Genomic DNA, 23,258 nt, shown 5'->3' on the forward strand with positions numbered 1-23,258 from the left:
CTTAGCTATTGGCCTTATAGGAAAATATTTTTATAAAGGCGGTCTGACTACCGTCTGAGCTCGTCAATAATAATAAGCGCTAAAAATCAGGGATATATCATAATTGATTAACTGATATAAAAGGAAAGTTCTTTTGAACTTTCCTTTCTTTAATTCGGGCTACTATAAGAAGAAGGAATTAAACGGTTTGATAACCTTCACATCGCTGTCCAAATTTCTAAATAGCACCTTAAAGCTTATTCATCTCCTCTTTCACAAAATTCATCAATTCACTGATATTCTTTTTACTGAAATCAAATTTGATATCCGCAGCTTCGTAAACTTCAGGGATTGAACGGGTATAACCCATTTTCAGTGCTTTCATATAGGAATCTAATCCCTTTTCAGGATTCTCTTTGTAGTTTTTCCATACAGCCACGGCACCTAATTGTGCCATACCATATTCTATGTAATAAAATGGGACTTCATAGAGATGCAGTTGCTTCTGCCACATATTATCTCTGAATTTTTCCAAGCCTGACCAATCAGTGATGGAATCTGAAAAATCATCTAGAAAATCATTCCAGGCTTTAGTTCTCTGTTCCACAGTATGATCAGGATGTTCGTAAATCCAGTGTTGAAATTTATCGATAGTAGCCACCCAAGGAAGGGTCTCTATAATTCCTTCCAGATGTTCTGTTTTAGCTCTTTTTAAGTCCTCTTCATTATCGAAAAACGTATCCCAATAATCTAAGGTGATTAATTCCATACTCATGGACGCCAACTCAGCCACTTCAGAAGGTGGGTTTTTGAAATCATTTAACTCTAAACCATTCATTAAGAAAGAATGCACAGCATGCCCCCCTTCGTGTAGAAGGGTCACCATATCTCGTAATGTAGAAGTAGCGTTCATGAATATAAATGGCACACCAGTTTCTGAGAGCGGATAATTATAGCCTCCGGGTGATTTCCCTTTTCTAGAATCTAGGTCAAGATGCTTCATCTCAACCATTTTAGTAAGGCAATCTCCCAAAAAAGGATTCAATTGGTTGAATACCTTGATTGTTTTCTCTGTAAGATCATCAGCTCCTTTAAAAGGTGCCAATGCTTCTTTTCCAGATATATCAACCGCTTTATCCCATGGTCGCAATTTATCAATATCAAGCTTTTCTTTTCGTTCTCTGGCAATTTCATCTAAAAGTGGAACCACTTCAGACTTCACCGAATCATGGAAATCAAAGCAATCTTGTGGAGTGTAATCAAATCGCCCCATGGAAGCGAACATATAATCACGAAAGTTGTCAAAGCCAGCATTTATCGCCACTTCGGTTCTCAATTTCACTAGTTCATTGAACAGATCATCCAGCTTCTCTTTATCGTCTAATCTTCTTGATGAAATCTTTTGGTAGATCTCTTCTCTTAATTTCCTATCAGTTGATTGTAACTTTACTGCTGCTTGTTGAAGGGTTAATTCCTTTCCTTCATGCTCAATATCCATCGCCCCAGAAATAGCACCATATTGTTGTGAAAGGCTGGAAATTTCAGTTTCTAAGGGAATATTTTCCTCCCTGAATATTCTCACATCTTTCTCCATCTCTCTGATCATGATGTCAAAGCCTTCTTTTTCCTTAACAGCTGATAAATGGGGAGATGCCAATGCTTTCCTATTCAATTTATCGCTATAAGGAGCAATATGAGGTTGAATATTTCTTACGAAATCTTCAAAAGAAGCCGCTAACTTTTCATCGGTAGTATCGCAAGTCATTTTGATATAGCGCCAAGCCATATCTTCTGATACCACAGCTTCTAACTCGCTGAGGTCAGCAAACCATTTTTTCAGATCTGCATCCGAATCAATGTCTTGATTCAATAATTTTTCAAAATATGGTTTTAGCGTTTCCCAATCTTTTACTTTAAAATCCTTCGGTAAAAATTGTCTTTCTTTTATCTCAAATTCCATAATTTCCAATCGATTAAATAAAAAAAGAGGACATATCGCCCTCTTTCTGTTTTACTGGTTTATTCTCTTAATGTTTTATCCTATTTCAATTTTTACATCAGCTGAAGTCGGATGGCCAACACAATTCAACACAAATCCTTCCTCTTTTTCTGCATCTGACAAACCTTCATCTTCTTCCATTCGGACAGTTCCCGATAATAGCTTACCTCTACATGCTGTGCATAATCCACTTTGGCATGAGAAAGGTAAATCGATATCCATATCTAATGCAGTTTCCAAGATAGTTTTATCAGCTGGAACTGGAAATTTATATTCCTCTCCATCGAACAGAATAGTTACTTCATACTCATCACCTTGAGTTTCTTCGCTAACTGTCTTTTCCGCTTTATCGATAGTTCCTTGTACGAAGCTCTCTTTGTAAACATTGGATTTATCAATACCAAAAATGTCTAAATGTTGCTCTACATTCTTCATCATCCCTTCCGGACCACACATTAGGTATTGTGTCTGATCCTTACCCCAGTTTGGAATTCTATCTAAGATTTTTTTCAGCATCTCTTCATTCAACAACCCGGATTCACCTTGCCAATTAATTGGGGCATCATCCAGTACATGAATCACATGCATTCTACCTTCATATTCATCTTCTAACTTATCGAACTCTTGTTTGAAGATTACTGACTCTAAATTTCTATTAGCATAGATCAAAGAAATAATACTATCTGGCTCAGCATGCAGAACTGATTTTGAAATTCCCATCATAGGAGTTATTCCACTACCTCCGGCAAACATGATCAGATGTCGCTTTTTATTAGCATCCACCTCAGTCGTGAAATTACCCATTGGTTCCAATACCTGAAGTTTATCGCCAGCCTTTAAATTGCTATTTAAATGATTGGACATCTTTCCGTTTTCGACTCTTTTCACTGTTACAGCAGGATATTCATCAACTAGCGGAGAGGTGCAAAGAGAATAAGCTCTTCTTACGCTCTCACCATCAATATCAGTGATTAGCGTTAGGAATTGCCCCGCTGTATATGAAATTTCCCATTCAGGCTTTTCAAACTCTATTACAATCGCATCTGTCGTTGCATTGATGACTTGACGAACTGTTAACTCCTTGTATCGATTAGATTTCTTTTTCTCTTTATCTTCTTTCTTTTTGAAAAAATTAAATGCCATGCTTCTTTAGTTTTATATGAGTAAACTCAATGTTTCTATAATAGTTAAGCAAAATTAACAAGCTTTGACAATTTTCGCTCATTAATTCGAAAAATGCTTACAATTTCAATTCATTTAATAAACTTTCCTTGTAAATAGATAGTTACAAAAAGAAAAATAAAATTATGGCAAGACCCAATATAAAACTTATAAAAGCGATTAGAACTGCTGCTAAGAAAATTCAAGAGGGAACTCATTACCAATGGGGCCATATGGGCGGTTGTAATTGTGGACATTTAGCTCAAGAACTCACTCCCTACAGCAAAAGAGAAATCCATGAATATGCCATGAGAAAATCAGGTGATTGGACAGATCAAGTAGAGGATTATTGTAGCATTAGCTCCATGCCAATGGACGAAATCATATCCAGTATGATGGATTCCGGACTGGAAAGAAACGATATGATTGATCTGGAACGACTGAAGAATCAGGAAGTGAGAAGGTTTATGGGGGAAAGAGGAATAAAATTACACCATAATAGCAAAGAAGATGTGGTGGATTATATGAAAGCTTGGGCAGATTTATTGGAAGAAAAATTGTTAGCTGATATCCAGTTGCCTGAGAATATAGAGAATTATGAAGCAATTGACGGTTGATAAAATAAATAACAAAAAAAAGGTCTGAAATTTCGGACCTTTTTTTATTACTGTTCATTCCCGCGAAGGTGGGGATCTTGTCCCATTGAAAATCGGTTTCAATTTATAATGTCTGCCTTCAGAGCTGATATTATAATCAGATATTAAAATCATTTCTCATAAACCACACGACCATCAAAAATAGTCATAGCAACATTGGTATCTAGGATTTCATTCTCAGGAACAGTCATAATATCCTTATCAAAAATAGTGAAATCGGCTAGTTTGCCCACTTCTATTGATCCTTTAATTTCCTCCTCAAAAGCACCATAAGCCGCATCTAACGTATAAGACCTTAATGCTTGTTCCCTAGTCATTTTTTGTTCTGGTTCGTATCCACCTTCAGGAGTTCCTTCTAAAGTTTTACGACTCACACTTGCGTAAAATGAAGCTAAAGGATCAATAGGTTCAACAGGCACATCAGTTCCATTAACAATCGGAACTCCTGATTGTAATAATGCTTGCCACATATAAGCGCCCTCTTTAATTCTCTTTTCTCCTAATCTGTCAATCGCCCAAGGACGGTCGGAAGACATATGAACAGCTTGCATAGCAGGAATAACACCTAATTCAGCAAATCTTGGTATATCATCGGGATGTAAATGCTGGGCATGCTCAATTCTGAATCGGTGGTTCTCAGTTTGATCAGCATTTTCTTTCATAGCTTTTTCATATCTGTCTAAAATTTCCTGATTGGCCCTATCTCCAATAGCATGAGAACAAACTTGAAAGCCATTTTGCAAGCCTTTGTTAGAAGTAGTGTAAACAAATTCCATTGGTAAAGTCTCATGCCCAAAGTGACCAGGTTGGTCGGTATATTCTTTCAAAAGCCATGCCCCTCTTGATCCTAAAGCGCCATCGCAATTTAATTTAATGGAGCGAATGGTTAATAGATGAGCACTATCCACTTCTATACCATTCTTATACCATTCTTCTAAGAGCTCCTTATCCCAACCTGTGAGCATGGCATACATTCTCACATCCAATTTACCTTCGGCTTTCATATCGCGGTAAAGCTGAATATTTTCTCTACCAATACCTGCATCATGAAAACTGGTAATCCCATTTCTATGGCTAGCTTTTACTGCTAATTCAAAAGCTTTTCGATCTTTATCCGGTGTGCTTTCAGGAATATGCTGGGTAATTAAGGTCATCGCCCTTTCATTGAAAACGCCAGTTGGGTTACCTTTACCATCTCTAAAAATCTCCCCACCTTCGACATCCAGATTAGCCATACTCTCTTTAGATAAAGGTAATACGCCTGCAATTTGCATGGCCTTTTCATTAGCCATACCTGCATGACCGCTCGCATGACGTAAATAAACTGGATTATTGGGTGAAACTTCACTTATCGCATGATGCAATGGAAAACCATTAATAGTATTATCCGGCATTTTATTCCATTTGCTTTGATGCCAACCTCTGCCTGTAATCCATTGGCCCGGTTCTGCCGCATCAACAGCTTCTTTCACTTTTTGGATCACTTCATCATAACTTTTTGTCTGAAGTAAATCCACATTTAATTCATTGTAACCTAAGCCCATAAAATGACCGTGCCCTTCAATAAAGCCTGGAGTCATAGTTTTCCCCTTGAGGTCAATCTGCTGAGTTTTTTCTGTTATATATTTTTCAGCTTCAGCCTCACTTCCTGCAAATAGTATTTTATTGTCTTTGACTGCGACCGCTTCCACAGTAGGTTGATTATCATTAACTGTATAAATGGTTCCTCCTTTTATGATGAGCTCGGCTGATTCTTGCTGATTTTGGCAACTCAAAAAGCTGAAAATTGCCAATATTGATAGTATAGTTTTTATTTTCATTATGGTATAATTAAAATTTTGATTGAAAGTAATTTTAAAATCACAGATAAACAATAAAGTTTATTTGAATGGAAAAGCTTGACACCACAATATCAAGCTTTTACTCAGTCTAAGATAAGCACCATGCTGCGGATATGGTTAAAGCACTATTTTCTCAATACTTGAGCAGCTTCTTTTGCAAAATAGCTTAATATCACATCTGCACCTGCTCTTTTGATACTCAATAAACTTTCCATCATTGCGGCTTCTCCATCTAGCCAGCCTTTCTCAGCAGCTGCTTTAATAAGACTGTATTCGCCACTTACATTATAGGCAGCTATTGGTAATTCATTGTTCTCTTTCAGCAAGTGAATCACATCCAAATAGGCTAAGGCGGGTTTAACCATTAAAAAATCTGCTCCTTCTTGCGCATCTAACTCAGCTTCAATTAAAGCTTCATATTTATTAGCCGGATTCATTTGGTAGGTTTTTTTATCACCAGATTTCGGTGCAGAGTCCAAGGCATCACGAAAGGGACCGTAAAAAGCAGATGCATATTTAGCACAATAACTCATAATGGACGTATTTTCAAAACCATTTTCATCTAAGACATCTCTAATATATTCTACCCTGCCATCCATCATATCAGATGGACCAATTATATCAATTCCTGTTGCGGCTTGTGCCAAAGCCATGTCTGCCAAAACATCCAGCGTTTCATCATTGAGAATATTGCCATTTTCGTCCACTATGCCATCATGCCCATCACTGCTGTATGGGTCCATGGCTACATCTGTCATAATGCAAGCCTCTGGAAAACTAGACTTAATTTCTTTTAAAGCTTTCAAGTAGAAAAAGTTCTCATCAGCACTTTTAGTTGCCATTTTATCCTTATGTTTTTCTTCAACCACAGGAAAGACGTCAAATGATTTAATTCCCAGCTTTAGACAGGCTTCTATTTCTTTCAGCATCAAGTCAATTGAAAAACGATAAATCCCGGGCATACTATCGACCTCCACTTTTCTCTTTTGGCCTTCTAATAAAAACAAAGGGAAGATAAAATCTTTGGTAGTGAGGGTCGTTTCTTCGACCATTTCACGAATGGCTTTTGATTTACGGTTTCTTCTTGGTCTTATTAACATAAAATGTTCTTTTTGATCATTCAAATTTAAACTTTTATCAGATGGAAAATCGAATGTGAACTAAAAAATCGTGCATAAAAACTCAATTATAATTAATTAATATAATAAAAATCATTCTTCCTGGCTACATAGTATTTCTGTTTACCGAATTACCTTCTAAATTTGCGGTAGGTTTAAAATTAAAGAAATGCGTCCTGTAATTTTCATCATCGCCACCTTGTTTTTTAGCTCTTGCGATCATTTTTCAAGCAAAAAATCTCTCAGTTCGGCTGAAAAGCTATCCTTGCAATTAGGCAATGCTACTTTATGGTTTCAACAATCTGCCGAAATGGAGTTATCCTTTCTACAGGCATACGATAAAGGGAAAATGTTACTGAAAATGAAAATGGACACCTTAACCACTTCGGCTTTCCCTCCCGCAGTTGTACTTGATTTAGATGAAACTGTTCTGGATAACAGTCCTTTTGAGGCAAGATTATTTTTAGAAGGAGAAAATTACAGTTCAGAAAGTTGGGGAAAATGGTGCACAGAGGCCAAGGCTGAGGCGCTGCCTGGGGCCATTGACTTTTTAAATTTTGCTGATAGTTTAGGAGTAAAGATTTTCTATATCTCCAACAGAAAAATAAACGTCTTCGAACCAACGCTGAAAAACTTAAAAACACTTAAGTTGCCACAAGCTGAAAAAGACCATTTATTCTTACGGACAACAAAAAGTGATAAGTCAGAGAGACGAGAAATGGTTGCGGCCAGGCACAACATACTCTTATATGTTGGAGATAATCTGACAGATTACAGTCAGAAATTTGCAGAAAGAGATTCTACATTAGGAAAAAATTTAGTTAAGAAAAATTATAAAGAAGTACTACACAATTTCATAATACTTCCTAATCCAATGTACGGAGAATGGGAATCAGCAATTTATGAAAATGACTTCGCTAGAACTTACGAAGAAAAAATTGAAATGAGGAGAAAAGTCATTGACGCTGCAAACTGACGCTCTGTAAGAAATAGGTCTTCCAGACCGCGTGTTTTAACCTTTAATTATCCCAACTTATAGATTAAATTTCAGATACTTATATAATTTTCATATTTTGTTTAAATTTTAGACCGAATATGAGAATTCGAAGTGTCCTGATCATTTTTGTAAATCTCTTGCTTCTTTCGCAAGTTCCGGTGATGGGTCAGACTGAAAGCTGGCACCAAGCTCAAAAACAAGGTCATGCCAAACTAAATTTACATTGGTACATCTCTAATCCGTTTATTTACAAAAACCAGAGTGGAAATCCTGAAGGACTAGAGGTAGAGATTTTAGAATCATTTCAAATCTATATTCAAAACAAATATAATGTTACCCTTGAGTTAAAATGGATTGAAAATAATAGTTTTAATAACATCTTAGAGCATATTAGCTCTGAACTAAAGCCTAATTCATTTGGGGTTTCAGCCTTTTCAATAACTGAGAAACGGAACACTATAGTAGATTTTACAAAACCATACTTATCGGATGTTGCCGTACTGGTATCAAGTAAAGGCACCCCAATAGTTCGGACATTAGGGGAAATCAACAAAATGATGTCTCAAATGACGGCAGTTACCATTAAGGGAACTACTTATGAGCAATTTCTTTTGCAATTGAGAAAACAGCTGAACTTAGATTTTGAGATTTTATACATTGAATCTGATAAAAACATCCTTGATGAGATTAGTAAGGATGACGATCGATTCGGATTTATAGACTTACCTATATACCTGATGTTGATTAAAGGAGGAGGAACATTGACACGACAAAACTTCTTCACTATAAAAGGTAAAGGGTATGCTTTTATTGCCCCTAAAAACAGCGACTGGATAGAAATTTTCAATGAATTTCTTGCGGATCCCAAAACCAGTACCAAACTGGCAAATATTACTTCCAAATACATGGGGCCGGAACTCTATAATTTTATAGACGGCCTATATGGACAAGAGAATTTAGGTGCTTCTATTCTGACTAAGGAAAAAGAAATTCAATTAGAGCAATTAAAGAATGCCAATTTATTAATAGAAAAAGAAAAAAATACCCGCGTCACTTACATTATAATAGCTATTGTTACTACTGGTTTATTGGCTATCATTATTATACTCTTCTATAGAGAACAAAAAGTAGCGAAAATACTGAGCCGCAAAAACAAACAAATAGAGCGACAACAACAAAGTATTCAAAACAAAAATGAACAGTTGTCTAATCGGAATTTACAATTGACTAATTTAAATGAAGAAAAAAATAACTTAGTAAAGATTCTGGCCCACGATTTACGATCTCCAATTAATCAAATTACAGGACTGCTGGAGATATTAAAAGTAGGAAACAAAAATTTCAAAGATGATGATTTAAAAATAATACATCAAGCAAAGGATTCAGCCGAAAGATTGAATCACATGATAACTAAGATCTTGGATTTTGATGCACTGGAGGGGAATAGAATGAAGGTTATTCCCGAAGATATTAATATAAAAGAATTGCTAAAATCGGTAAAAAATGATTTAAAAGTTTCTGCCGATAACAAGAAAATAAAAATAAATTATAATTCGCAGGCAAACATCTCACTAAAATCTGATCATCTTTTTCTTACCCAAATTTTAGAAAATATTGTAGTAAATGCCATCAAATTTTCTGAACGAGGCACCGATATTTTTGTAGATGCACAGCGAAAAAAGGGTAACATAATATTTTCAGTGCGGGACGAAGGTCCTGGCCTCACAGATGAAGATAAATCAATGATATTTAAAAAATTTCAAAAATTAAGTGCACAACCCACGGGTGGTGAAAACTCTACAGGTTTAGGTTTATCAATAGTTAAGAAGTATGTGGATTTACTGAATGGCGAAGTCTGGGTAGAATCAGAAGAACACAAGGGAAGTACATTTTACGTAGCACTTCCCATCTCGTAAATGTTAAAGCTTACTTGCCAATTGTTTCCTTAATTCTTCATTTTCGTTTTGTGCATCAGCCAGCATCTTTTCATAATCTTTTTGAGTTCTTTGCATTTCTTCCTGTGTAGCAGATAATTCCTCCATATTCTGACGCATCTCCTCTTCCTGTGCTCTCATTTCTTCTGTCTGTTGCTGAGATTGCTGATAGAGCTCGGTGGTTTTTTGATTCACTTTGGCAGTGTTTAAAGCCACTGCGATACTCTCCCCTGCCTTCTCCAAGAAATCTCTTTCATATTCTTTTAATACTCTAAAGCTCGCCAGTTCCATTATCCCTTCAATATATTCATCTCTTTTAACTGGGGTAATTATTATAGACCGCGGATTGGCATCTCCTAACCCAGATTTAATGTTAATATAGTTTTCGGGAACCTCAGTAAGGTAAATGCTGTCTTTTTCCTGATAAGACTGACCAACCAAACCTTCTCCAGGCTGAATTTTTTTATTGATTTTCTTTCTTCTATCATAAGCATAACAGCCTTCTAATTCGAGAAAAGTATCATCCCCCTCCTCTTTTACAATGAAAAATCCTCCTTGATTGAGCTTCATATATTTTACCAAAAATTCGATAACCTCATAAGTCAAATCCTTAAGATTACTACCGTTATCTCGAATTATATTGGATAGTTCAGCCAAGCCCTTGTTCGTAAAACGCTCCTGTTCTTCTCTAATCGAACTTTTCTTTAAGCTTTCTCGCATATCCATCAATGCGCTACTTAACGGATCTTCTTCGTTCAAGTCAAATTCTTTATCATAATTGCTATTGGCTATTTCTTTAGCAAAAAGAATATTAGTTTTGGTTATATCTGCTTGCTCCTCGCTTTCAATCATTTTTTGAATCAAAAACTTTGACCTGTTTCGCGTGTATATAGAGTAGGACGCTGCAATTACTACAGCAACAGCAACCAAGCCAACATGGAAAAGGAATGTCTGCAAATCCATGTAATCCAACTGAGTGAAATAAACTGATTGATAAGTCTCCTCATTATTTACAAAACCCAAATACTGAATGTAAGCAAAAATGCCGTGGTGCATTACAATGAAAATTGTAGCCGGTATAAATACTTTATAGTTTTGATAAGCCATTAAAACTATGACCGCAACAAAGGCTGTAAAATGCATCTCAAACAACCCATGCATCTGATATATAAATTGAGCCATAAAAATAGCAACAACTAAGCTTCCTACGTAGTGATGGGCGTATTTTCCACGGAGCAAAAGCTTCACTCCAAAGTATAAAATTAAAGACAATGATCCCACTCCGAGTCCTACCAGCCAAGTATCATAGAAGAAGGCTAAAAACAATCCAAAAAGGAAATATCCTCCAATGGTAATTTCAGTAACTCTATCAGCCCTCCTATATATTTCATCAAAATAAGGTTTGAACTTTTCTTTTGCGATTGCGGTCATAAATTTAAAAAATTAAAAAATTTATCAATTCTTGTATCGGTATTTCCATTTGCAGGTAGCTCACAACCATAAGCTATGCTTGCCAATTCTGGGAAAACTGGTGGTTCTTTATCACTGACCATTGCGCTCAGTGCTATACTTGCAAATTTGGTGTTTTGGGTAGTACAGAATCTTGCTTTATTATAGTTGCCACTAAAATAAACTTGCTGATTTTTTATTAAAACCGCTTGCGGTGTGCTGTAAACTCCTAATTCGCTTGCTATTACTCCTTCCCTATCTAAATGGATATCTATACCTAAACTATATTTCTCTCTAAACTCCTCAATTTCACTTTCATTTCTTTCGACAGTTTCCAAGACCGCTAAAAATTTCACCTTTGAACCATATTGGATCACGAGGTTTTGAAATTCTTTGATGTTAAATCTAGAGCATGGACAATCGAAATTGTAAAAATGAATAAAAGCTTGATCTTCTTCCCCGATTTCTAAAGAAGAAAGAACATTTTTTGAGACTGAATCACCACGCTGAAGGCTGCTGTATCCAGCTGGTATGGGTGTGGGTTTGGAAAATTTCCATTCTTGATGCCAAAAAATTAATCCGATCCCTGTTAAGACCGATAAGATCAACAAACCCGCTAAAGCTACTCTCATAAAAAAACTCCTCTATTGCTTGCTAAAGCTAATCCTTTTAATTCATTATTGTTTAAAGAAGTACGAAAAATTACACAGCAATGGATTTCAGGAGAGCTGGCTACTTGGTCAAGTTTTGCCAATACCAAAAAAACTGCCTAGAGCACTAGACTTAAATCTCTGGTACCTTAGGCAGTTCAAATATGTTATAAATAGGTCTTTTAGTATTTATCAGGTCGGTGCTGCTGTCTGTCTTTCACTTTTTCCTTAGCTTTTCTGACATGTCTTTTGGCAACATCGTAACAGTCTTGGGCTGCAGAAACAAAGTTGTCACCCTTACCCGAGACAAAAATGTCATTTCCAGGTAAAAAAACTTTTGCATCAACCGTTTTTTCTTTATCCTCATCATTTGCATTTGATTTTAAATACAAATCAATGCCAACAATTTGATCGTTGTATTTTGAAAGTTTATTGAACATCTCCCGCATGTGATCATTCAATTCTTGACTTATATTAAAGTCTACAGGTTCTAAAGTAATATCCATTATTATAAATTATTTTGGTATAAATCTGATTTTTCAATAGTTTCCGCAATAAGTCTTAAATCAGGAAGTGTATTAAATACTTGCTGATGACCTGTTTCTGCCTCTTGATTGTATCGTGCATTTCTAAACGCTACCAATGGTTCCAAATTGATTTCACTCGGTAACTTTTGGTTTTCGGACAATTCTCTTGCGGCTTGACCAATTTCTTGTAGATACTCGTACACGGTTTCTTTTACTGTTTCATTCTTACGAAAATCCTCATACGTCAACCCGTCAATTTGGGCATTAACTTGGGCTATATTATCTACTATTCGGTTTAAATGTTGTATTGTTTCTTGTAATTGCATCATGCTATATTAAGCGATTACAATGGGGTTTTGTTACGGTTTTCATTGAATTGTAGATTTCGTAAGAAGATGGTCAGACTGCTTTCTACCTATTAATCAATCATTAACGGCCTGTTTTCTTTGTAAATTCTCACAATTCTCTATTGTGCAATCTCCATAAAAAACTAACGAATGATGTTTAATGTCAGATCCAACTGACTTACCAACTCTTTTTTTGATATCCTCAATACTTGGATCCAAAAACTCCTTGATTTTCAAGCAGTCATTACAAACCAAATGGTCATGATGTTCATAGGTTAAAGCAGGTTCATAGAGTGCATTTTTATCCTTAAAATTATGCTTTACCACCAATCCACACTCCACCAAAAGATCGATTGAATTATAAACTGTGGCTCTGGAAATAGTGTATTCTTTATTTCTCATTCTTAGGAAGAGTGTTTCTACATCTATATGTTCATCCTGTGGTAAATAATAAATTTCTTCTAAAACAGAATAACGTTCGGCAGTTTTCCTCAAATGCTGATCATTAAGATACTCATCTAGTATGTTTTTTGCACGCTGCAAAATTTCCTTCATCACGGGTTTAGACATCGACATTTTTCAAACTATTTTTTTCTAAAGCCTAAGTTAGGTTTTGAATATGAGCTTTGAAATAGCAGCAGTCTTTTTTAACAAAGTTTAAAGCAATTCTAAACAAAAATTTTTCAATTACCCTTTCCGTTATTTACTTATGTCCTTATTTTTTTTTAGATTAACGAATGATTAAACTCAAGCTTAAGTCTGACTTATGTCATGTTTTTAGAGACCAACAGCTATTACTTTTGAAAAATAAAAAATTAGCAATTAATGAGTGTATCAGCAGCGAAATTACAGGATGTAGAATGCGCACACTGCGGTGAGAAATGTGACCAGGAGCTCATAGAAAGCCTTGGCCAGAATTTCTGTTGCCAAGGTTGCCGCATGGTCTATGAGATTTTGCTGGAAAATGATCTGGATAATTTTTATTGCGTAGCTGAAAGTCCAGGTGTAAGTTCTAAAAAACGAACTCGGCAAAATTTTGAATTTCTTAAAGACGAAGCTTTTGCCCATAGTTTACTTGATTTCAAAAATGATAATATCAGCAAGGTTAGATTTTACATTCCTGCCATTCACTGCAGCGCTTGCATTTGGCTATTAGAAAAGCTCTATAAGCTCCACTCTGGGATAATCAGCAGTAGAGTAGATTTCAATAAAAAAACAGTTATTATTTCTTTCAATCATGAAGAACTCACCTTATTGGAACTGGTTAATATTTTAGATTCAATAGCCTATACGCCTGATATCCAATTAGAGAAATCAAAATCTAATACCTCACCGTACAGAAGAATCTGGTTGCAGATTGGAATAGCTGGCTTTGTATTTGGTAATAGCATGCTATTTAGCTTACCGGAATACTTTGGACTCGACATATTCAATGAGGACATTATTTCCAAGATTTTTCCATACCTAAATGCCCTACTGGCAATTCCAGTATTGCTTTTTGCCGCACAGGATTATTTCAAATCTGCTTGGGGTGCAATCAAACAAAGACAAATCAATATGGATGTTCCAATTAGCATTGGCATATTCACTCTATTCAGTTATAGTTATTATATCATTTTGTTTCAATCTGGTTTGGGGTATTTAGATTCCTTATCAGGACTGGTTTTTTTCTTACTGTTAGGTAAATACTATCAACAAAAAACATTTGACCACCTTCGATTCGATAGAGATATTCAATCATTCTTCCCTCTATCTGTCACTAAAATTCAGGCTCAGCATGAAGAACAAGTATTACTTAATAGCATACTTCCCTCTGACATCCTTAAAATCAGAAATGAAGAAATTATTCCGGCAGACAGTCTATTAATTTCAGACGAGGCCTCCATAGATTACAGTTTTGTCACAGGTGAATCTTTACCAGAAACCAAACAAAAAGAAGATTTGATTTATGCAGGAGGAAGGTTAAAGGGAGTATCTGTGTTGGTGCAAGTTAAAAAAAGACCCTCTCAAAGCTATCTAGCTCAACTTTGGGACGATGAATCAATTCAAGATGCTGCAAAAGCACAAGTCCAAAGTACGGCCGACAAAATTAGTAAGTATTTCACGGCAGTTGTTTTAGCTATTGCATTTATCTCTTTGGGAAGTTGGCTAATCATAGGTTCATTTGAAAGTGCCATCAGAGCTTTCACTACAGTTCTGATTGTGGCTTGCCCTTGCGCATTAGCATTGGCAACACCCGTAACTTTGGGCTACGCTATGAGGATTTTGAGCAAAGCCGGTTTTTTCGTAAAAAGTACTCAATCTGTAGAAGATTTATCTAAAATAGATTCTATTGTTTTTGATAAAACGGGTACACTTACTTATTCTGACAGAGCTGAAGTAATTTTTGAGGGAAATATGCCAGAACATAAGATTTTAGCTGCAGTTAAAACTCTATTTAACCAGTCAAAGCACCCATTAAGTCAAATTATTTATAACTGGCTCCCTTTTTATCCATCTCAGGAAATCGTGGACTACAAAGAAATAAGTGGACAAGGAATTAGCGCCAATATTAATGGGCAAATTATCAAATTAGGTAAAAAACAATTTGTTGATAATCAACCTACAGATTTTGATAAGAAATCTAATAGTTCTCAAGTCTTTATCAATGTGGATGGTTTGACATACGGCTGCTTCAATGTAAAACATGTCTTCAGAGAAAACATTGGCAAATTATTTACGGAATTAAGCTCCTCATATCATTTGAACCTATTATCTGGAGACCAACCAGCCGAAAAAGAGTATTTAAAACAATGGCTAGCGGAGGATAATATGCATTTTGAACAATTACCTGGCGATAAGAAGGAGTTTATTACCAAATGGCAAGCATCAAATCAAAAAGTAATGATGGCCGGAGATGGTTTAAATGACTCTGCCGCTTTACGCAAAAGCAATTTCGGATTAGCCATTACAGAATCCACACGGCAGTTCAGTCCTGCTTGCGATGGTATCCTTTTGGGTGAAAACTTAAGGTTACTTCCCAACATTATGAAATTTTCCAAAGCTACATTCAAATTAGTTATTGCAGGCTTTATTCTCTCATTCTTATACAATGTGGTAGGCTTGAGTTTTGCAGTACAAGCACTTTTATCACCTGTTATTGCAGCTATATTGATGCCTATAAGCTCTTTTTCAGTGGTGCTTCTAGCTACTCTGGGCACCCGGTATTTAGCTAGTAAATATCTACTACAAACTAAAAAAGACCAATATTCATGAACATACTAGTAGTACTAATAATCGTGAGTTTGATAGTAGCGACAGGTTTTTTGGTAGCTTTTGTTTGGGCTGTTCGAAGTGGGCAGTTCGATGATGCCTCCACACCTTCCTACAGAATGCTGTGGGACGATGCCGTATCAAAAAAAGAAAATAAATCAAGTAATCAATCAACAAATCATAAACAAGAATCACATGGAAATTGAAAAGTTTCATTATGACAACAAAGTCGTCAAATACTTTGCGATAGCAACAGTAGTTTGGGGCGCCATCGGGATGCTGGTAGGTCTTTTGGCCGCCACACAGCTGTTTGCACCTGAGGCTAATTTAGGTTCGGAATACACCACCTTTGGTAGAATAAGGCCTTTACACACCAATGCCGTTATTTTTGCATTTGTGGGTAATGCCATCTTTGCTGGAGTTTATTATTCCATGCAAAGATTGCTGAAAACCAGAATGTTTAGTGACACTCTATCGTGGATAAACATGTGGGGTTGGCAGTTGATCATTCTTTCTGCTGTTATTACTCTACCGATGGGATTCACTTCGTCCAAAGAATATGCTGAGCTAGAGTGGCCTATCGATATTGCTATTGCATTAATTTGGGTAGTATTTGGAATTAACATGATCGGTACCATAATCAAGAGAAGAGAGAAACATATGTATGTAGCTATATGGTTTTATATTGCCTCTTTTGTAACCGTAGCCGTATTACATATTGTAAATTCCTTTGCAATTCCGGTTGATTTTATGAAAAGTTATTCCGCTTTTGCTGGAGTTCAAGATGCCTTAGTGCAGTGGTGGTATGGTCATAATGCAGTAGCATTCTTTCTAACCACTCCTTATTTGGGTTTGATGTACTACTTTTTGCCGAAGGCTGCAAATCGACCTATTTATTCATATAAATTATCAATTGTCCATTTCTGGGCTTTAATTTTTCTTTACATATGGGCGGGTCCTCACCACTTGCTTTACACCTCATTACCTGAATGGGCACAAGCCTTGGGTACCGCATTCTCAATCATGTTAATTGCTCCATCTTGGGGTGGAATGGTAAATGGATTATTAACCCTAAGAGGTGCATGGGATAAAGTCAAAGAAGATCCGATTTTGAAATTTATGGTTGTAGCTATAACCGCCTACGGTATGGCTGTTTTCGAAGGGCCAATGCTATCATTAAAGAGTGTAAATGCTATTGCTCACTATACTGACTGGATTGTGGCTCACGTCCACATTGGTGCGTTAGGATGGAATGGTTTCTTAACATTTGGTATGTTATACTGGATGATACCACAAATGTGGAAAACCAAATTGTTCTCCAGGAAATTAGCGAATACCCACTTCTGGCTGGGTACTTTAGGCATTATTTTCTATGCCTTGCCGATGTACGTATCTGCCTTCACACAATGGTTGATGTGGAAAGAATTTACTCCAGACGGAATTTTACAGTATCCTAACTTCTTGTCTACTACTCTGCAAATCATACCGATGCATATGTTAAGAGCGTTTGGAGGTTTACTTTATTTGGTGGGTGTTTTTGTAATGGTCTACAACTTGATCAAGACAGCTAAAGCTGGGAAATTTGTTGCCAATGAGGCAGCTGAGGCTCCAGCCTTAGAAAAAGCAGTGAGCAAAGGAAAAGAATATTGGCACAGAGTATGGGAAAGAAAACCAGTTTTCTTCACTATTCTTACTACAGTGGCGATCCTAATAGGTGGTATTTTTGAACTGATACCTTCATTTATGATGAAAGACAATGAGGCCACCAAAATTGAAGCTGTAAAACCATATACTCCGCTTGAATTAGAGGGTCGGGATATTTACATAAGCGAAGGTTGTGTAGGATGTCACTCTCAAATGATACGGCCTTTCCGATATGAAACTGAAAGATATGGCGAGTACTCCAAAGCTGGTGAGTATGTCTATGATCATCCATTCTTATGGGGTTCCAAAAGAACGGGGCCAGATTTGCACAGGGTCGGTGGAAAATACCCTGATTCTTGGCACTTCAACCATATGTATGATCCAAGGTCAATGTCACCAGGTTCTACTATGCCTCCTTACCCATGGTTACTTCAACAAGCCTATGACTTAGAAGGGCTTCCTGATAAAATCACGGTTATGAGACAATTAGGTGTTCCGTATGAGGAAGGATTTGAAGAGGAAGTCCAGGCAAATGCAAAAGAGCAAGCCGAAAAAATTGTCAAAAGCCTAGAGGCTGATGGAATTGAGACTGTTCCAGAAGCCAAAATTGTAGCCTTGATTGCTTATTTGCAAAGACTGGGTACTGATATAAAAGTTGCTGAAAAATAAAATTGAAAAGATATGTTTAAGTACTATTTCGAAACAATTGAAAATGTGGAAATATTTCCCATCATTTCGCTGAGTATATTCTTTATTTTCTTTATCGGCCTGATTTGGTGGGTGATAAGAGCAGATAAAAGCTATATCAATAAGATGAAGTCCTTACCCATGGAAGAGGATAATGTTACATACCAAAATGATTCTACAGATGAAAAAAGTCACTAAAAAGATATGGAGCAGCCTTTTCCTTTTAGGATTGGGCATCACCCCACTCTTCGCACAGGTAGAAGAGGCGGTGGAAGAAATGGAAATTGAAACAGTTACGATGTGGGAACAACTCATGCAATCAGAACAGGGACGCCTATTACTTCTAATCGGAGGCCTATTAGTAGTTCTTATTGTTTTAATGGTTATTCTAGCAGTCTTAATGCTGAAAACTGCAGAAATTATCCTTAATAAAAAAGCAGCTGAAAAAGGAGAGGTTCGTATAAGCTTCTTTAAACAATTCAAGCAAAGATGGATCACTGGCAAGTTTAAGCCCGTTGATAAACAAGGAGATATGATGTTAGATCATGATTATGACGGCATCAAAGAAATGGACTATGGAATGCCACCTTGGCTTCGCTATGTTTTTATTGGTACTTTCATTTTTGCTTTATTTTATGTTCCAGCTTTTTTGATTTTCGATATTATTCCTGATCAACAAACCGAATATCAAGCGTCAATTGAGGAAGCGGCATTGAAAGCAGAAGCCCGCACAAAAGCAGGAATGGTTCAAATCACAGCAGAAACAGCTGAATTACAGACTGATGAAGCCGTAATGAAAGCAGGACAGATTCTGTACAAAAAGAATTGTGCCGTTTGTCATGCTGATGATGGTGGCGGTGGTGTTGGCCCAAATCTGACTGATGAATACTGGATACATGGAAATGATATCAAGGGCGTTTTCACTACTGTGTCAGAAGGTGTGCCTGCCAAAGGAATGATTCCCTGGAAAGGTAACATGAGTCCTAAGCAAATACAGGATGTATCGAACTACATCTTGAGTTTGGTAGGAAGTACCCCTGCTAGTCCTAAAGAGCCCCAAGGTGAGATTAGAAAGCAATTACAAGCTGAAGAACGCATTGAGGAAAATGTGGATGAATTGCCAGAGGTTGAGGCAGTGGAACAATAGAGAAAATTGGGAATGGTCGGTATGCCACCGACCATGGTTCACCGACCGGAATCTGAGCTTAAGAATAAAAATAATAGTTAGACCTGTCTGGTTTTGAAAACCTGACAGGTCTCTAAACAAAGTACAGTATGGATAATTTACACGAAGAGCAATTTAGAGGGCAACTAGCAACAGTTGGGGAGCAGGGAAAGCGAAATTGGATTTTCCCAAAAAAACCAAAAGGGATTTTTCATAACTACAGAAGGGTTTTGGCCTGGTTGCTGTTGATTTTATTCTTTGCTGGTCCATTTATTAAAATTGGAGGACATCCATTATTGTTATTTAATATTTTCGATCGACAATTTGTCATTTTAGGAAGCGTATTCTGGCCACAAGACACACATCTTTTAATTTTTCTGCTACTAATCTTTGTCGTCTTTATTCTACTATTCACGGTAGTTTTTGGCCGGGTCTGGTGTGGTTGGGCCTGCCCGCAGACGGTATTTATGGAAATGGTTTTCCGTAAAATTGAATATTGGATTGAAGGTGATGCCAACCAACAAAGGAAACTTGCTAAAGCTCCGTGGACCTGGAACAAAATCTGGAAGAAAAGTACTAAGCAAGGTGTTTTCCTTTTGATCAGCTTTTGGGTTTCTCACACATTCATGGCTTATTTGATTGGAATTGGTGAAATGTCTGAGGTAATTCAAGCAGGACCACAAGCTAATTGGAGTGCCTTTACGGGTTTACTAGTCTTTACAGGGATATTTTATTTTGTATTTTCCTACTTCCGAGAGCAAGCCTGTACAGTGGTTTGTCCTTATGGAAGATTGCAAGGTGTATTTCTAGACAAAAAATCCATTGTGGTAATTTATGATTGGTTGAGAGGTGAGCCAAGAGGTAAACTAAAAAAGAATGAACCTCAAGCCGATAAAGGGGATTGTATTGATTGTAGCTTGTGCGTTCAAGTTTGTCCCACAGGTATTGACATCCGGAACGGCACTCAAATGGAATGCGTTAATTGCACTGCTTGTATTGATGCCTGCGATGAAGTGATGACAAAAATAAATAAACCTAAGGGTTTGATTCGATTTGATTCTGAAGAAGGAGTAGAAAAAAAGACCAAAAAATTGATTACACCTAGAGTTATTGCCTACTCTGTTGTTTTAGCCATATTAGTAGGTGCTATGGGCTTTTTATTGGTCGGAAGAGCTCCGATTGAAGTCACTATGACAAGAACGCCCGGTTCTATATATCAAATTAAAAATGATTCTATCATCAGCAATATGTATCAAATGGAGATGATCAACAAATCCTTTGACCCTATGAATTTGACTTATAAAGTAAAGCCAATATCTGCCCGTTTATTCTTCCCTTCTGGCCCCATTGAAGTTTTGGAAGGACAAGAAAAAGATGAGGTTTACGTTTTTGTAGAAATGACGAGAAAGCAATTTGCTCAGATTGACGAAAAAATTCAAGTAGAGATCTACCGTGATGATGAATTAATCCAAACCATTGATTCAAGATTTCCGGGACCGAACACATTCAGTAAACTAAAATAATTATGCATTGGGGGAATAAAATAACTTTAGTATTTATAGGCTTCGTGATATTGATTATCAGCATGGTGGTTTTCAGTATGAGACAGGAATTCCATATGGTAGAAGAAAATTACTATGAGGAAGAAATAGCATATGAAGGGAAAATGAATGAAATCAAAAATGGTCGGGATTGGCCAGGTTTAGTATCAGCAAAGCAAGAAGGCCAAATGCTGAAACTGAAATTTGCGGATGCTGAAAAAGTAAAAGGGAAAATTCAATTTTACCGTCCCGCTGACGCAGATCTAGATTTCTTTGTACCCATCAGTGAGGAAATAAATATTCCCATTGAAAAATTTAAGGCCGGTAGCTGGAAGATTTCTTTTAGTTGGGAAACTGACGGCAAGAAATATTTTAAGGAAGAGCAAATTTTCATTCAGCGTTAGAAATGATTTGGGCAGCTTTAAGCATAGGTTTATTAGGTGGCATTCATTGCACTTTTATGTGTGCACCACTTATGCTGGGCGTATTCCGCAATCAATCAATGGCATGGGGCTTTGTGGCTTACCAAACAGGTAGAATTATCACCTACATCATGTTAGGTTTAGCTTTGGCTTTTGTTGGAGAAGGTCTATCCATTTTAGGATGGCAAAACAGCTTATCCATCATCATGGCGATATTTATCATTTACTTTTATGTATTACCTGCCCGTTTTCGATTCCTTAAATTCATTAATCGCATAGAATCAGTACCTTACCAAAAGGTAAAAAATAGTTTTAGAACGTTTATTGGAAAGCAAGATATTCTCTCAAGATTTTCAATTGGTTTGCTCAACGGTCTTCTTCCTTGCGGACTAGTCTATCTTGCACTTCTAAGCTCTTTTGCCACTGAAACCATTATGGATTCTGTTGTATTTATGGCTGTTTTTGGTATAGGTACTCTCCCGTGGATAATAGGAAGCGTGTGGGCCGGAAAACTGACTTTCAGAAAATTGAACGGCTTCACTCAAAACATGAAGCCTGTATTGGCATTTACTTTAGCTTTATTCCTTTTCCTAAGAGGAATGGAAGTGCAATTTATTCATATCCCATTGCCTGATTTCGGGCAGGCACAGACCACGATGGATATTCCTATTTGTGGAGAGAGGTAACTAAAATCATTTCCAAAATTTAGATCTTTGGAAAAGGTCAGCCCAAATCTCCTGTAAATCCCATATTTTCCATACTTTTGCTTAAGGAAATTTTAAGACTAAAACACCACTACTATGGAATTGAAAAAAGTAGCTATAAATCACATACACGAGCAATTAGGCGCTAAAATGGTGCCTTTTGCCGGATATAATATGCCTGTTTCTTATACAGGTTTGATTGAGGAACATAATACCGTGCGTAATGCAGTCGGTATGTTTGATGTTTCGCATATGGGAGAATTTTTAATCTCAGGTCCAAAAGCCATAGATTTAATTCAAAAAGTGTTTAGCAATGATGCTTCTACTTTGGTAATTGGAAAAGCGCAATATGGCTACTTGCCAAATGATGAGGGTGGAATTGTTGACGACCTTTTAATTTACCGAATTGGAGAAGAGGAATATATGTTGGTGGTGAATGCTTCCAATATTGAGAAAGACTGGAACTGGATTGCGCAACAAAATGAAGAATTTGGTGCGATCATGAAAAATATATCAGATGATTTTTCACTTTTTGCTGTTCAGGGACCGAAAGCTGAAGACACGCTACAAAAATTGACTTCAGAAATGGATTTATCTGCCATTAAACCATTTCATTTTGAGGTGGGAGCTTTTGCTGATGCAAAATATGTGATAATGTCCAATACTGGCTATACCGGTGCGGGTGGTTTTGAAGTCTACTTCCACAATAAAGATGCAGAAAACATCTGGCGAAAAATCATAGAAGCTGGTGAAGAATTTGGCATAAAACCAATTGGTCTTGGTGCCAGAGATACTTTAAGAATGGAAATGGGATTCTGCTTGTATGGAAATGATATAGATGACTCTACTTCACCTATTGAAGCCAAACTTGGCTGGGCGACAAAATTCACCAAAGATTTTATCAATTCTGAAAATCTTAAGAAACAGAAGGAAGAAGGAGTCGAACGAAAATTAGTGGCTTTCCACATGCTAGACCGTGGTATCCCTAGAAAAGGATATGAGATATTGGATATGGAAGGCAATACAATAGGAGTAGTTACATCAGGCACGCAGTCCCCGACTCTGGGTCATGGTATTGGATTGGGTTACGTAAAAACTGATTTTGCAAAACCGGAAACTGAGATTCAAATCGCGGTACGAAAAAATCAATTAAAAGCACAAGTAAAAAAATTGCCCTTGATTTAG

The 23,258-nt window shown here is 36.8% G+C and carries 21 protein-coding genes; 12 read left to right on the forward strand and 9 right to left on the reverse strand.

Annotated features, from left to right (window positions below):
• Positions 1 to 229: 229 nt before the first annotated feature.
• Together AAC601_RS15465 and AAC601_RS15470 are read right to left on the reverse strand one after the other, a co-directional pair.
• A complete protein-coding gene (locus tag AAC601_RS15465) occupies positions 230 to 1,939 on the reverse strand; it encodes a M3 family oligoendopeptidase (protein ID WP_340153752.1) in 1,710 nt (569 codons plus the stop codon).
• A gap of 75 nt (positions 1,940 to 2,014) precedes the next feature.
• A complete protein-coding gene (locus AAC601_RS15470; RefSeq protein ID WP_340153753.1) occupies positions 2,015 to 3,121 on the reverse strand; it encodes a 2Fe-2S iron-sulfur cluster-binding protein in 1,107 nt (368 codons plus the stop codon).
• A gap of 164 nt (positions 3,122 to 3,285) precedes the next feature.
• On the opposite strand from AAC601_RS15470, the gene AAC601_RS15475 reads away from it, so the two are divergent.
• Positions 3,286 to 3,756 carry a hypothetical protein gene (locus tag AAC601_RS15475; protein WP_340153754.1) on the forward strand — a complete coding sequence of 157 codons (471 nt, stop codon included), beginning with the start codon at positions 3,286 to 3,288 and terminating at the stop codon, positions 3,754 to 3,756.
• 149 nt (positions 3,757 to 3,905) lie between these two features.
• Here the strand turns inward: AAC601_RS15475 and AAC601_RS15480 are convergent, their stop codons facing one another.
• Positions 3,906 to 5,615: an amidohydrolase gene (locus AAC601_RS15480; protein ID WP_340153755.1), complete on the reverse strand. Its 1,710-nt coding sequence runs from the start codon at positions 5,613 to 5,615 to the stop codon at positions 3,906 to 3,908.
• 146 nt (positions 5,616 to 5,761) lie between these two features.
• Positions 5,762 to 6,736: a porphobilinogen synthase gene (hemB, locus tag AAC601_RS15485; protein ID WP_303270475.1), complete on the reverse strand. Its 975-nt coding sequence runs from the start codon at positions 6,734 to 6,736 to the stop codon at positions 5,762 to 5,764.
• A gap of 187 nt (positions 6,737 to 6,923) precedes the next feature.
• On the opposite strand from hemB, the gene AAC601_RS15490 reads away from it, so the two are divergent.
• Together AAC601_RS15490 and AAC601_RS15495 are read left to right on the forward strand one after the other, a co-directional pair.
• Positions 6,924 to 7,730, forward strand: a complete 807-nt coding sequence (locus AAC601_RS15490; RefSeq protein WP_303270476.1) for a 5'-nucleotidase, lipoprotein e(P4) family — start codon at positions 6,924 to 6,926, stop codon at positions 7,728 to 7,730.
• A 119-nt stretch (positions 7,731 to 7,849) separates the two neighbouring features.
• Positions 7,850 to 9,667 (forward strand): ATP-binding protein, encoded by a 1,818-nt coding sequence (locus AAC601_RS15495; protein ID WP_340153756.1) that lies wholly within the window; start codon positions 7,850 to 7,852, stop codon positions 9,665 to 9,667.
• A 3-nt stretch (positions 9,668 to 9,670) separates the two neighbouring features.
• Here AAC601_RS15495 and AAC601_RS15500 read toward each other — a convergent pair whose 3' ends face one another.
• The 5 genes from AAC601_RS15500 to AAC601_RS15520 form a co-directional block, all read right to left on the reverse strand.
• Complete coding sequence (locus tag AAC601_RS15500) at positions 9,671 to 11,116, reverse strand: GAF domain-containing protein (RefSeq protein WP_340153757.1); 1,446 nt, start codon at positions 11,114 to 11,116, stop codon at positions 9,671 to 9,673.
• Positions 11,113 to 11,766 (reverse strand): hypothetical protein, encoded by a 654-nt coding sequence (locus AAC601_RS15505; RefSeq protein WP_340153758.1) that lies wholly within the window; start codon positions 11,764 to 11,766, stop codon positions 11,113 to 11,115. Before AAC601_RS15505 ends, AAC601_RS15500 begins: the two co-directional genes overlap by 4 nt.
• A gap of 200 nt (positions 11,767 to 11,966) precedes the next feature.
• Positions 11,967 to 12,290 (reverse strand): ribosome-associated translation inhibitor RaiA, encoded by a 324-nt coding sequence (raiA, locus tag AAC601_RS15510; RefSeq protein ID WP_303270480.1) that lies wholly within the window; start codon positions 12,288 to 12,290, stop codon positions 11,967 to 11,969.
• A gap of 2 nt (positions 12,291 to 12,292) precedes the next feature.
• A complete protein-coding gene (locus tag AAC601_RS15515) occupies positions 12,293 to 12,640 on the reverse strand; it encodes a hypothetical protein (RefSeq protein ID WP_340153759.1) in 348 nt (115 codons plus the stop codon).
• Between the two features lie 93 nt (positions 12,641 to 12,733).
• A complete protein-coding gene (locus AAC601_RS15520) occupies positions 12,734 to 13,234 on the reverse strand; it encodes a transcriptional repressor (protein WP_340153760.1) in 501 nt (166 codons plus the stop codon).
• Positions 13,235 to 13,483: 249 nt separating this feature from the next.
• On the opposite strand from AAC601_RS15520, the gene AAC601_RS15525 reads away from it, so the two are divergent.
• The 9 genes from AAC601_RS15525 (at position 13,484) to gcvT (ending at position 23,258) form a co-directional block, all read left to right on the forward strand.
• Positions 13,484 to 15,913, forward strand: a complete 2,430-nt coding sequence (locus tag AAC601_RS15525) for a heavy metal translocating P-type ATPase (RefSeq protein WP_340153761.1) — start codon at positions 13,484 to 13,486, stop codon at positions 15,911 to 15,913.
• Positions 15,910 to 16,116: a cbb3-type cytochrome oxidase assembly protein CcoS gene (gene ccoS / locus AAC601_RS15530; protein ID WP_340153762.1), complete on the forward strand. Its 207-nt coding sequence runs from the start codon at positions 15,910 to 15,912 to the stop codon at positions 16,114 to 16,116. Before AAC601_RS15525 ends, ccoS begins: the two co-directional genes overlap by 4 nt.
• Positions 16,106 to 18,223, forward strand: coding sequence for a cytochrome-c oxidase, cbb3-type subunit I (gene ccoN / locus AAC601_RS15535; RefSeq protein ID WP_340153763.1), 2,118 nt, complete (start codon positions 16,106 to 16,108; stop codon positions 18,221 to 18,223). Before ccoS ends, ccoN begins: the two co-directional genes overlap by 11 nt.
• Before the next feature lie 12 nt (positions 18,224 to 18,235).
• On the forward strand, positions 18,236 to 18,439 hold the full coding sequence (locus tag AAC601_RS15540; protein ID WP_303270485.1) for a cytochrome C oxidase Cbb3: 204 nt from the start codon (positions 18,236 to 18,238) through the stop codon (positions 18,437 to 18,439).
• Positions 18,423 to 19,388: a c-type cytochrome gene (locus AAC601_RS15545; protein WP_340153764.1), complete on the forward strand. Its 966-nt coding sequence runs from the start codon at positions 18,423 to 18,425 to the stop codon at positions 19,386 to 19,388. The genes AAC601_RS15540 and AAC601_RS15545 overlap by 17 nt, the downstream gene beginning before the upstream one ends.
• 128 nt (positions 19,389 to 19,516) lie before the next feature.
• A complete protein-coding gene (gene ccoG / locus AAC601_RS15550; protein ID WP_303270487.1) occupies positions 19,517 to 20,929 on the forward strand; it encodes a cytochrome c oxidase accessory protein CcoG in 1,413 nt (470 codons plus the stop codon).
• 2 nt (positions 20,930 to 20,931) lie between these two features.
• Positions 20,932 to 21,351: a FixH family protein gene (locus AAC601_RS15555; protein WP_340153765.1), complete on the forward strand. Its 420-nt coding sequence runs from the start codon at positions 20,932 to 20,934 to the stop codon at positions 21,349 to 21,351.
• A 2-nt stretch (positions 21,352 to 21,353) separates the two neighbouring features.
• Entirely contained in the window at positions 21,354 to 22,055 is a 702-nt protein-coding gene (locus tag AAC601_RS15560; protein WP_303270489.1) for a sulfite exporter TauE/SafE family protein, read from the forward strand.
• Between the two features lie 114 nt (positions 22,056 to 22,169).
• Complete coding sequence (gcvT, locus tag AAC601_RS15565) at positions 22,170 to 23,258, forward strand: glycine cleavage system aminomethyltransferase GcvT (protein WP_340153766.1); 1,089 nt, start codon at positions 22,170 to 22,172, stop codon at positions 23,256 to 23,258.

It is taken from the genome of uncultured Marivirga sp., assembly GCF_963974845.1.
Taxonomy (GTDB): Bacteria; Bacteroidota; Bacteroidia; order Cytophagales; family Cyclobacteriaceae; genus Marivirga; species Marivirga harenae.